The sequence below is a fragment of the Paenibacillus sp. V4I5 genome, from assembly GCF_030817255.1.
Classification (GTDB): domain Bacteria; phylum Bacillota; class Bacilli; order Paenibacillales; family NBRC-103111; genus Paenibacillus_E.
This window is the reverse complement of sequence record NZ_JAUSZB010000002.1, coordinates 7,256,285-7,268,351: the sequence shown is the minus strand read 5'-3', so window position 1 is coordinate 7,268,351 and position 12,067 is coordinate 7,256,285. Positions and strand designations below refer to the sequence as shown.

Genomic DNA, 12,067 nt, shown 5'->3' with positions numbered 1-12,067 from the left:
GAGAATCTTTTAGGAGCCTGTAATTAAACGAATATCCTCGCTCTGCAGTGGAACAGAGTAGATACGCACATTCCTCATTCCTCCGTCAAAAGCGTCTTTGCTTCCTTGGTCGCCAAAGGCATCTGTTCCAAATCTTCCACCGTAGCCGCCTGCGCTATCATGGGTTCTTACTAAAGCAAACGAAGCGTTGCCTTCACCGACAAGGGTTCCGTTTATATACAGGCACAGGTTTCCTTCATCATAGGTCATCGCAACATGGCTCCATTGCGCTAGTTCCAGCTGCACTGGCTCACCGGAAACGAATAATTGGTTACCGTTAGAGCAAACCGCTGCTTCCAAACGTCCATCCCGTATACGAAGCGATAGACCGTTTGTTGAATCACCTTCATCCAGCAAAACGTGAGTGCCGGAAACAGACTGCGGCTGAATGTCCATCGTAAAGGATCGCATGGAAAAGGCATCGTGGAAAAAGCCGTACGTTCCCTCCGCTGCAACTCTGACAGGCGAAAAAGTCGGCGTCCTGTACTGTACCAGCAAAGCATACTTATCCAACAGAAGCTGAAGCTCCTGTTCACTGATAGGAAACATGGTTGCATGTCTCGCACGGTAAGGGAACCGAATCATCTCCTCATCCAATTCATTGGACCAGTGGATCATATCTGTAGATTCCATCACGCCGAACTTGCCATAAGCCCAATAATCATAGTACAACAACCATTTCTTCTCGCTGTCCACCCAAAGAAACTCCGGCCCCTCTGTGTAATCCGGTGTTTGAACACCCGCAATCCTTTCATAAGGACCTTCTAGTTGATCAGATACAGTCAAAAAGTTCATCGGCGGATGCGTATATGTTATTGGCTCATAGACATGACTTTCATCTTTAATGGCCATGTAATATTTCCCTTCATGCTCAGCGAGACTTGCGTCAATCGTTTGAAAACCCGGGTCATAGAACAATTCCGTCTTGGAGAATGTTTTCCAATCTTTCGTTCGCGTGCAATAGTGCTTGCTGTTACTAAGGTCTTTGCCTACGCTGGAAGCCCAGTAAATAAGAAAATCCTCCTGAACAGGATCATAGGCAAACTCAGGTGCCCAACTGTTGAAGGTATCTGGAATATCCTTCATGACAGGCAGCGCTTTTTCTTCTTTCCAGTGGATTAAATCATCCGAGGTCGCATATCCGATCGATGGCCCAAGAGGGCGAATCGTAAATACAAGATGCCATTTACCATCTGGCCCCTTGCTAATAAACGGATCTCTCAAAATACCTTCCCCTAAACTGGAGGCCCAGACCGGTTCATTATCGTTAAGTTCATACCAATGCAAGCCATTGCGACTATAGGCATAATGCAATTCTTCAACCTTGTGACTCTGCCCGGGACCAGAGCGAAAATACCCCATGAGAAATGTGCTTTGATGATTATTGCTTGAAGTAAGCATGGATGTTTACCCCTTTCGTGATTGTGTTTAGGTTAAGTATATCGTGGTTTGTACAACATTAAAATGGAGAAAACGGTACGTTAGGTGAGGAAAATGGACATAACAACGTAAAGAATCAAAATTTCATCATCCAGAGACGGTCGGTCGGGTGAGGATTATGGACGCCTATTATTGTTCCATAAAACAAAAACATGCCGTGAAGAATCATTCACAATTCCTGAACAATTCGCGGCATGTTTATTAGATTTTAATAAATTGCTTTCGGAAGTCGCTTGGTCTCACTCCGGTTTTGCTATGGAACAGGTTCGAAAAATAATGGGGATCGACATAACCAAGCTTATAACCAATATCACTTATGGTCAGATGTGTGTCGAGTAGCATCAGTTTAGCGGATTCTATCTTTTTGGAGATGACATAGTTATAGATGGTAGTCCCGATTTCTCTTTTAAACAAGCGATTTATCTGCTTATTGGAAATGCCCATCTGTGAAGAGAGCTGGGTAGGATCGAAAGGATGAAGGATGCTGTTATCCAAAAATTGCTTTATAGCTTGAACCGTTGATGTTAACGCTTCCCCTTTTTTACGTAAAGTTTCGGAGAGGCTGACGATAATTCGCATAAGGATGATCTGAAGCTCACTTTGCATTTCTTCTACTGATTTTTGCTTAGCGCTTTCAATAGCCTCTTTAAACAAGCGCTCCAATCCACTATCGGACGTCACGACATGTAAAAGCAGATGGTAGACTTCAAGCATCTTCAGAATCCAGCTTCCGCTAATGTTTAGCCATATATAACTCCATTGCTCCTTGTGGTCTAGGTCTGAAGCAACTTCATGGTAATAGCCTGCAGGTAGGATGAACATGTCTCCCTGACGAGCCATATAGGCTTGGGGACCGACCTGAACACTGCCTTGCCCTGATAGTACAAAACCGAAAACGGTAATTTTTGAAATCTTTCGAATATTGCGGTAATCCGTATCACAGTAATTAACCCCTAAGAACTGGACGCTCAGAGGAGGCTCTCCTAACGGAGGCAGGTGATATACGGGCCCATGCTTGCCGGGTTTATTTATCATCGTCATTGGACCTCTCTTAACAACTTGGTTCCTAGTTCCCATGACTATATTTTAGCACAATTTCAAGTATGGAGACATGGAGTTGGATGGAAGAAAGAGCATTTAGGTCCTACATCTCCCTTTCCATCCGAGCTATGGTAACGCTATCATTTTATCCGTTCGTCTACTTCCTGACAATACGATGAAAGTGGCTGTCCAAAAAGTAGTCGAAGATGTCTAAGAGATAGGCAGTTCACACAGAGTTTGCCGACTTGTGACGCAATGATGAAAAGTATCGTTACAGCATTAAAACGATGATTGAGCTCCATTGCAACAATGTAAACCATCGTTCCATCAACCTTATATGAACAGTTATTCGCCCAATCTCCCTCGTAACGATGTAAAACATCGATGCAGCAATCGTAATTACCTCAACTTGAATCTAACAATGAAATACATCATTGCAACAAAAGTGGTTGTGCAAAAAGTCGCCGACTTTCGCTTGCCCACAACTTACTGAAGAAAGCGGCAGTGGACGCCAAAAACAAAGGAGCTAAGCACATACAAGCCGCTTAGCTCCTTTTTCATTCAAGTATTCATTATTTTTAAACAATTGGATCTGTCCCACACATCAATAATGTTACTTTCGAGTCAGCCTCTTGTTCCAAGCGAAAAGCTGAAGTTTATTGTTCCATGAAATAATGCTGCTGTTTCCAGCCTAGAACTGCTTTGATCTTAGCATTCGATAGAAAGCTGGCACGTCCAGGCAAATGTTGGACGTGTTTAGCAAGCTCAGGCATAAACCTATGAACTAGCTCTTCACTAGACAGATCGGATGAAGTATCGTCAGCTGCCAAAATGAGTGATTGTGCGCCAAGCCCATCTTTCTCCACAGCCAATCTACAGGCTACTGCCATATCCCTAACATCGATATAGCTCCAAAGAATGCGAATTCGTTCTTCTGGATTAGCGAAGGTTAGCCTTACTCGCGGATAATCCTTCGGTTCCAAAATATTTCCTAGACGGAAGGAAATGACCTGCATGCCTGTCCTTCGATGGAAAGCTTCCCCAGTCATTTCATTAACCATCTTGGATAATCCATAGCTATCTTCCGATAATTGAGGATGGCTTTCATCAATTGGAAGGAAATTCGGCGCGAAAAATTGATTTGCAAACACGATACCATAGGATGATTCGCTGGATGCGAGTACCACCTTGCGGATACCGAGATTCGCTGCAGCCTCCAAGATGTTATACGTATTCATAACATTATTCCGAAATGTCACGTCATTCGGATAAATAAACGCTTCCGGTATCGCAGCGAAATGAATCACCGCTTCCACGGGTTGTCTATTCCTGACACTGTATTGTGATAAGGCATTGTGAACCTGACCCAAATCGTTCAGATCTACAATCTGTGTCTTGCATAAGGGTTCTTCCGGCAGCTTCCAATCCAAATTCAATACCTCATACCCCTGCTCAACCAACTCTTTCACAATCCATTTACCGGCTTTTCCGCTTCCGCCTGTCACGATTATTCGCTTTTTCATCGATATATCGCACTCCTAGTTTCATATCGTCGGCATTACGTTGCCGCCATTCACGGGAATAAATGCTCCCGTAATAAAACTCGCCAAATCTGATGCCAGAAACGCTACCACATTGGCGATTTCCTGATCGGTGCCGCGGCGTTTCAGCGGTACATTGCTTTCATACGACTCTTGGCGTTCCGTAAGATTTTCCCGATCCTTATCACTGATCGTCCAGCCTGGCGCCACTTGGTTAACAGTCACCTGATGTTCGCCGACTTCCTTTGCCAGTACTCGGTACAGCCCGTCCATCCCTCGTTTGCCGCTCACGTAAGCGGATTGGGAAGGGAAGTTTTGCATGGAGCATTCCGTATTAATACCGATAACTCTGCCCTTTTTGCGTTTCACCATGTCCGGCAAGAATGCTTTTGCGAGCAGTACACTTTGTAAAACGCACGATTCAAACTGGCTGATGTAGTCTTCCATTGGCTGATCGAGTACCGATGTCCATTTGTACTGTACAACGGCATTGGCAACGACAATATCTACAGCCCCCGTAAGTCCGAGCGCGCGCTCCTTCATCGCGGTGACCTCATCCGCTTTGGTCACGTCGGCTTGAACAATAACAGCCCGGCTCCCGATACCTTCGATCTCAGCCTGTAACTCTGCCGCCTTCAACTCATTCTGATTGTAGTGAATGACAATATCCGCTCCACATAGAGCCAATGTTCGGGCCATGACACGGCCAAGCTGTCCTGAAGCCCCGGTAATAAGCGCTGTTTGACCTCTCAAATCAATGTTCATAAAGACTCTTCCTCCGATCTGGATGAACGTGTGTTTATAGCAGAGTGTGTCATGCCTTATTCGACAGCTATTGTACGAATTTCCGCAAGTGTAGCTTCATCCAAAGTCACATCAATGGCTGGCAGTACGCTTAAGATGTGGCTCGGCTTCCGAACGCCTACAAGAGCGCTGGTCAAAGCTGGATGAGCGAGATCATACGCAATGGCAAGCTGAGGCATGGTCATGCCGAACCGGCTCGCGATAACTTTCAACTTCTCGACGCGATCCACGTTTTTCCTCAAACCTTCCCCGGTATGTGCAGCGTTGCGGGAGCGCCAATCATCATCTGAGAATTTGGTGTCGTAGGTATAATTTCCTGACAGGAGACCTGAAGTTAGCGGACTGTAGGCGACGACACCGATACCTTTCTCCAGACAGAACGGCAGAATTTCCTTCTCAACGGCAGGCCTCAGGATGGAATACGGCGGCTGAAGAGAATCAACATGTCTTACGGAAAGCGATGCTTCCAATAACGAAACATTGTAATTGCTTACGCCTACATAACGTACTTTTCCATCTTGTACAAGCTTATCCATGGCGCGCATAGTCTCTTCCGCCGGAGCATTAGCATCTGTATCCGGCCAGTGCATTTGGTACAAATCGATATAATCGGTACCGAGACGACGCAGCGATGCTTCCGCTTCGCGTAGGATGGAATCGTAGGTTCCGTTCTTGGAAATGTTTTGGTTCTCGTCCCAAACCAGACCGCATTTGGTCGCCAACACCACTTTGTCACGGTCGCCCTTTAACGCTTTCCCGATAACTTCCTCGGAATGGCCCAGACCATAGACAGCCGCAGTGTCAAAAAAGTTGATCCCGTTGTACAAAGCAACGCGCACGCTTTCGGCTGACTGATCATCGTCCTGGTTGCCCCAAGCGCTGGCCCAGCCTCCTCCACCGATTGCCCAAGAGCCGAAGCCAATAACTGAAATTTCCGGACCATTCTTGCCAAGTTTACGATATCTCATGAGTATAACTCCTCTATTTTTTAAAATATTCCGCTCGTTTCATAAAAATCTGCTCGACGCGTTCAACAATTTTCCCGTCCTGCTCGGATTGTTGTTTCACTTCGTTCCATTCCTTGTCCTGCGAGAAAGTTTCCCACTGTCTTGTCCGTTCCTCCATGCTTTCGTATTTCATCGTGTAATATAGCTTGGGTTGTTCCTCCAAATCGTCCTCCCAGAAATCACACACCTGCATGCCGAGTCTGACAAAAATACCAAACGTATGATCGGAAAAGCGCTTTCGAATCGCATCTATTCTTCCGGGAAGAATCGTATAAATTCTCAATTCGTAAATCATTCGTCATTCACCTCCGATCACGTACATTTTCAATTATAAATAATGATTTCTGTCATGAGAAGAAGTGAATAAATTTAAACTAAGTTACTTTAAGTTAACTGTAGGCATAAAATAGGCAATAAATCAGATCACCAGTTGCTAAGATGTGCCCCGGCCTATGCAAATACTACGCGGTTGCTTTCGTGGAAAAATGAGAAAAAACGGCCCATGTTCGCATCTATTTCGCGATAGGCCGTCTTTATTTTTTTTGATATTTTTTTGTTGGATTAAATATTAAATTACAAAAGCTGATGTGATGATGACCAAAAGAATAAAAAGAACCAAGATAAATGCGCTTGAACGTCCATAACCTTCATAACCTACTGCTCCCATGTGTACTCATTCCCCTCGGTGATTTTTCACTACGGTATAATTATATGTACGGTACATACTGCTTGCTTGGACGTTTGCCACTGGGAGGCAAACGCCCAGGAAAAGCGAAAACGTATATAAGTAACGGCAAGTTATGTCCGCCATATAAAAGCCCTTACTGAGAGGGCTTGATGCATTCTTTTAACCTAGCAAAGTTCAACTTTCGATGACTCAAGGTTAACAGGAATATGCGGGTCCAGTCTCAGCTTTCACCGATTGTATATCTCAATAATTTTTTATCATTTACACACAATACTTGTTCTTATTTTTGAAAAAGCAGTTCGATTCCCTCAGTAGTCCCATGATTAATTTTGCTCTGAATTGACAGTTACCTTGATCTTGGACGAAGATAACCAAGCCTTGGTTGGATTGATTTTGGAATGATATTTGTATCCCCCCCCCATTAGGCATAGACTCTATCTTCAAAAACGACCACCATCCTGATTGTGTATAGCGTTACCTTATCTAATCCGATATTCTTGGAAATATTTAGGGATAATTGTCGTCGAAGCACCTGGCATTTGAGGCAGTACATAATGCCCTTCCTTCACCGTAGCCGGCTCTTCAAAAATATGACGAATCCATGGAATGTACTCAAGCATAATTGCATTTTGTGTAGATGCTACAAGGTGTTGGTGAATTTGGCCCATATCACCCACGTGCGGACAGATCGGCACATCATAAGAAGCTGCTAAACCTGCTACTTGCAGCCATTCTGTAATACCCCCGACACGCGTTACGTCAACTTGGCAATATTCAATTGCGCCTTGGTGAATATAATCTCTGAACGCATATTTGTTATAGACATGCTCTCCTAAAGCAATCGGAACATTTAACTCGTCTGCTAGCTTTTTGTGGCCCATAATGTCATCAGGATTAAGTGGCTCTTCCAACCAGAACAAATCGAATTCTTCAAGCTTTTTGCCCCACGTCATTGCGGTATTAATGTTCCACTGTTGATTGACGTCGATCATGAATATCACATCGTCACCAATCGCCTTACGTACTGCCTTACAACGATCATAATCCTCACGCGAATCCGGTTTACCGACTTTGATTTTAACACCCGTAAAGCCTGACTCTACAATTTCAGCACAATCTTTAACCAAACGCTCTTTCGACCAGTTCAACCAGCCGCCGTTCGTATTATAGGCTTTAATCGGTTTCGATTTCGCCCCGCCAAGGTACTGCCATAGCGGCTTATTGGAAGCTTTTGCCATAATGTCCCATATCGCGATATCCACAGCTGCAAGCGCCATGTGCGTTACGCCGGATCTGCCGATCCAGTGCATTTTGCCAAAACGCATGTCATTCCATAGTTCTCGTACCATAAATGGATCTTTCCCAACCAAAAGCGGCGCATAGTATTTATCGATCGTATCGACGATCATATCATCACCATGGGCACAAGTACCTGTGTAACCGTATCCAACAAAGCCTTCGTCTGTATAGATGCGAACACCAGCTAATCCCCAGTGTGTAGCTACGTTGATGGCGTCTGTAATTGGCGGTGTAATCGGTACATGCAAAACAAAGCTTTCTACTTTTGTAATTTTCATTGAATCCATCTCCCTAGTTTTTATGAGTACATTCTATTAGTAGCCAAGTGAAGCTCCACCATCGACGGGAAGAGCAACACCTGTAATGAAACCGGATTGAGCGCTTGCAAGAAACAACGCAGCTTGAGCAATTTCTTCCGAAGTTGCCGGTCGGCCAATGGGATGCATATCATTCAAAATCTGAATCGTCGCAATCGGATCATCCTGCTCTTGAATCCAATTCTGCAGCAGAGGAGTAGAGACACCGGCCGGGCAAATACAATTCACCCTGACGCCATCTGGCGCATAGTCGAGTGCTAATGCCTTGGTCATGGCGACGACACCGCCTTTCGTTGCAGCATAAACGGGATTCATCTTTTGCCCAACCAAACCGTTTAGGGAAGCCATGTTAACGATAGCACCACGCGTTTTTCTTAATTCAGCAATGGCGTGCTTGATCATCAGGAACACACTTTTCAAATTGATATGGAAGAGTCGATCCCACTCCTCCTCCTCGACGTCTTCCAGAAACTTAGGTAAAATAACCGCTGCATTATTGACTAGTACATCTAGCTGCCCAAACCTATGTAGGGTTTCTTGAATAAGCTCCCGGACATCCGAATCTCTTGAAACATCGACTTTTACCGCCACGACTTGATGTCCGGAAGATGTTAATTCCTCAGCTAGCTGCGATGCCCCCTTCTCATTCCAGTCGGCTATGATAACCGCTGCGCCTCGCTCAGCGAACAAGCGGACAATCGCTTCGCCGATACCCGAACCGCCTCCCGTTACAATGGCTACCTTACCTTGTAGGTTCATTATCGTTGCCTCCATTCTTTCAAATCATATATCGTGTGTCGCGGGCGAGTTGATCAATATTGATTTTTCCACCAGAAGTAATTTCATGGTTAAGGATTCGTTCCTTTATTAATGTATAGATTTCATCGGTTAATACATAGCGGCTTAGGCTCTTTTTCATATCAATCGCCTCAATATCTTGATGGGATTTATGTTATTAATTTCCACTTCACTCATATCGTATATCATACATGATTTATTCGATGAAATAAATAGATTTTCTGATGCAAAGAAAAAAAGCAGTCCGATGCGTGAACATTTTGGCGCTTCTTTTCGTATTTGTACTTTTCTCCTTCCTTGGGATAGCGGATTAAGCTTCCATATACTTTGAATTCAATCAAGTTTGTCGATTTTGTTAGTCTATTAATCCCTTTCCGTTGACTTATACAGTTTTTTCAAAACATTTCTTGCCCCTTCTCCCTCGGGCCAACTATTCATTTTTCTGAAATCTGTATTGTCTGTAATCTGATCTATATTACCAATCAAACATTTGTGGGATAACTTTTTAATGTCTGAATCACTGATTTTATTTGCTATGAGGCTAGCAACTTCTGAACCATTCATTACTTTAAAGGGACGATCAAAAAAGAATGAAACTTCTTCAGGAATCCTTTCTGTTATCCCAAGTCCATTATGCATTCTTGATAAATGTGTGTAAGCATTATTCAATGCATGCTCACGTTCTCTCCAATGAGTTCCTGTTTGAGCCTCCCATAAATAAGGCATCATTTGATCACTGCACTTCAGATGCTTAAATGCCGTTCCAAACCATTTTGGATACGGAGCATATTGACGCTCCATAAAAAAGCAGAGATTCATAATATCTCGAATAAGGCGTGAAGCTATAATTCCTGAGCCAAGCTCGTCACCAATAAAACCAGAACGCAGCATCAGATGTTCTTCTTGACCGATTCGCTGCCAACTGGATGCCATAAGGTACAACCAAATATCCGGAGGGTAATATTCAAATTTATTGCGTAACGCGGAAAGTTGACCGTTATCGTCCTTATATACTTCTCCCCTAATTATTTCGAGAAGTGATTGTGAAGGAAACGTAAGCCAATCCACTAATTCGAATGGTTCATTTATGTTAATAGCCAAGTAATTTTCGATGAAACTCGGCACCGTTGTAATTAGACTCTTCCTTAAATCGATCGGGAAGCCATAGAACTGTTCCGGAGCTCTCTCTTGCAGAGATATTCGTATTTGTTCTGAATATCCAACATCTTGTTGGTTAAGAAAAAGATATGTTCGAGGCACCCAATCGTGATCCGTTGACATCTCCGTATCATATCCGAGTACTTCACTACCGGGACCGATAAGAGCTGATGAATAGGATAAGAAAGAATAGGAATCCGTCATTACAGGTTCGACGATTTCCATATGAAACCGACGGCATAATTCTATTCCTTTAATAAAAGACATTCGCCACGCCTCCTTATTCGTCGTCCAGTTCTTCATACAGTTTAACACCAGTTAAGCCCGGTGTCGGCATGTCTTTTAGACAAACCTCACCGGGCATTCCTAACATTTTATACTCAAACTACTTTTGAGCCGACCGCTTCTTGTACTCTGCATTCATTTCTTCTATTATTTTTTGATAATTAGCGTCCTTTTTAAGCTGTTCGACGTATTTATCCCATTCCTCCATAGGAATTTTTCCGATAATGACCTGCGTTTTCATATCCGCAATTTTCTTCGTGTAGTCTGCCCCCATCTTAAGCTCCGTCTCAGAAACCAAACCAATGGCCGGATCACCAGTAGAAATTTTGCCTCTTTCTTCAGCAATTTTCATGTTTCTTTGATAAATCTCTTTAGGCATACCTGCCGCATATTGCCATAAATCCACCACAGGCGTGCTGAACATTTTCCCCCAAGAAGCGGTTCCTACACTGTCTGCTACGGCCTTGTCGTTAGCTACCTTCAGACCGTCCACAACACTGTAATGAACATCTTTAATACCATAAAGTGTCAAATCGAGACCATCACCACCTGAGCCGTAATTAATGAATTTCAAGATAGCTTTCATCTTTTCCTCAGGCACTGTTTTCGGTATAGCCAGAACGCCATTCATGCCAGTGCTCTGAGATACGTATGCCTTTCCTCCGGCTTTAGGACTTAAGGACACCATTGGGGTCCATGCTACATTCGGGTCTTTCTTCCATTGGTCCAATGTATATCGGAACAACGCCTCAGGAGTTTCTACTGTAACCCCTGCTCTTCCGCTAGTTGCGAGCTCCCAAAATTGTGTTTCTTTCAGGACAGGGAAATCTTGCGGAATCAATCCTTCTTGATACAATTTGCGTTGATAATTTAATGACTCCTTTACCTCAGGCTCAAGATTCATGTTGATGAGCTTGCCATCCTTCTCTTTCCATTTGCCAACCGTCCCTGTAAACACTTCCTCTATAACATTTGCGCCTCGCATTGTGAAGCCTACCGTATCTTTTTTACCGTCAGGTGCCTGATCCTTGAAAGCCTTCATTACGGTATAAAGCTCATCCATCGTCTGAGGCATTTTCATGCCGAGCTTATCCAACCAATCTTTACGAATAGAGAAGAATCCTCCCCCGTTCAGAGGCCGTCCGGCTGGAACTGCATAGTTTTTGCCATCGATTTTAGTATTGTTCCATACTTTAGGATCTAGTGACACTAAGTTCGGATAGTCCTTTACAAAAGGAGTCAGATCCCAGAATGCGCCCTGCTTCACCATTTGACGGAATAAAGGAGTTGTGATGCTTGGGATTTTAATTAAATCAGCAATATCCCCTGCAGCCAGCGCCACATTAACACGATCCGCATAATCGCCCCCTGGCACCCATTGAACCGTCAGCTTCGTATTGGTTCTTTTCTCAAACTCCTTCAGCACCGGATTATCGGGTGATGGAGGCTGAGCTATCGTGTAGTCCGCCATGATTCTGATCTCAGATGGCTTGCCAGGTTCTTTGGCCTCCCCTTTCCCGCTCGCCTCGTTGGTGGGTGCAGTTGTCGGGCTGGAGCATCCTGCAGCAAGTGAAGAACAAATAACTAGGATGGATAAAAAGGTCGTTGCCGGCTTCTTCAGAATACCTGTATCACACATTTTCATAGTTA

Annotated in this window: 12 protein-coding genes; all 12 read right to left on the bottom strand. The window is 44.1% G+C overall.

Translation table 11 applies throughout. The features are described from left to right. Window positions 1-9: 9 nt before the first annotated feature. On the bottom strand, window positions 10-1,440 hold the full coding sequence (locus tag QFZ78_RS34810) for a LamG-like jellyroll fold domain-containing protein (RefSeq protein ID WP_307554172.1): 1,431 nt from the start codon (window positions 1,438-1,440) through the stop codon (window positions 10-12). A 240-nt stretch (window positions 1,441-1,680) separates the two neighbouring features. After that, window positions 1,681-2,514 carry a helix-turn-helix domain-containing protein gene (locus QFZ78_RS34805; RefSeq protein ID WP_307554170.1) on the bottom strand — a complete coding sequence of 278 codons (834 nt, stop codon included), beginning with the start codon at window positions 2,512-2,514 and terminating at the stop codon, window positions 1,681-1,683. Between the two features lie 662 nt (window positions 2,515-3,176). Next, on the bottom strand, window positions 3,177-4,043 hold the full coding sequence (locus QFZ78_RS34800) for an NAD-dependent epimerase/dehydratase family protein (RefSeq protein ID WP_307554168.1): 867 nt from the start codon (window positions 4,041-4,043) through the stop codon (window positions 3,177-3,179). A 21-nt stretch (window positions 4,044-4,064) separates the two neighbouring features. Next, the gene (locus QFZ78_RS34795) at window positions 4,065-4,826 is read right to left on the bottom strand and encodes an SDR family NAD(P)-dependent oxidoreductase (RefSeq protein WP_307554166.1); all 762 of its coding nucleotides are present in this window, start codon (window positions 4,824-4,826) and stop codon (window positions 4,065-4,067) included. A gap of 56 nt (window positions 4,827-4,882) precedes the next feature. Then, the gene (locus QFZ78_RS34790; RefSeq protein WP_307554164.1) at window positions 4,883-5,833 is read right to left on the bottom strand and encodes an aldo/keto reductase; all 951 of its coding nucleotides are present in this window, start codon (window positions 5,831-5,833) and stop codon (window positions 4,883-4,885) included. Window positions 5,834-5,846: 13 nt separating this feature from the next. Continuing rightward, window positions 5,847-6,167, bottom strand: coding sequence for an NIPSNAP family protein (locus QFZ78_RS34785; RefSeq protein ID WP_307554162.1), 321 nt, complete (start codon window positions 6,165-6,167; stop codon window positions 5,847-5,849). A gap of 273 nt (window positions 6,168-6,440) precedes the next feature. Next, window positions 6,441-6,539 (bottom strand): YjcZ family sporulation protein, encoded by a 99-nt coding sequence (locus tag QFZ78_RS34780; RefSeq protein ID WP_307554160.1) that lies wholly within the window; start codon window positions 6,537-6,539, stop codon window positions 6,441-6,443. A gap of 500 nt (window positions 6,540-7,039) precedes the next feature. After that, window positions 7,040-8,137, bottom strand: coding sequence for a mandelate racemase/muconate lactonizing enzyme family protein (locus tag QFZ78_RS34775; protein WP_307554158.1), 1,098 nt, complete (start codon window positions 8,135-8,137; stop codon window positions 7,040-7,042). A gap of 36 nt (window positions 8,138-8,173) precedes the next feature. After that, window positions 8,174-8,935, bottom strand: coding sequence for an SDR family NAD(P)-dependent oxidoreductase (locus QFZ78_RS34770; RefSeq protein ID WP_307554156.1), 762 nt, complete (start codon window positions 8,933-8,935; stop codon window positions 8,174-8,176). Between the two features lie 19 nt (window positions 8,936-8,954). Then, a complete protein-coding gene (locus QFZ78_RS34765; protein ID WP_307554154.1) occupies window positions 8,955-9,095 on the bottom strand; it encodes a hypothetical protein in 141 nt (46 codons plus the stop codon). A 242-nt stretch (window positions 9,096-9,337) separates the two neighbouring features. After that, the gene (locus QFZ78_RS34760; RefSeq protein WP_307554152.1) at window positions 9,338-10,399 is read right to left on the bottom strand and encodes a DUF4037 domain-containing protein; all 1,062 of its coding nucleotides are present in this window, start codon (window positions 10,397-10,399) and stop codon (window positions 9,338-9,340) included. A gap of 118 nt (window positions 10,400-10,517) precedes the next feature. Then, window positions 10,518-12,062, bottom strand: coding sequence for an extracellular solute-binding protein (locus tag QFZ78_RS34755; protein WP_307554150.1), 1,545 nt, complete (start codon window positions 12,060-12,062; stop codon window positions 10,518-10,520). Window positions 12,063-12,067 lie beyond the last annotated feature (5 nt).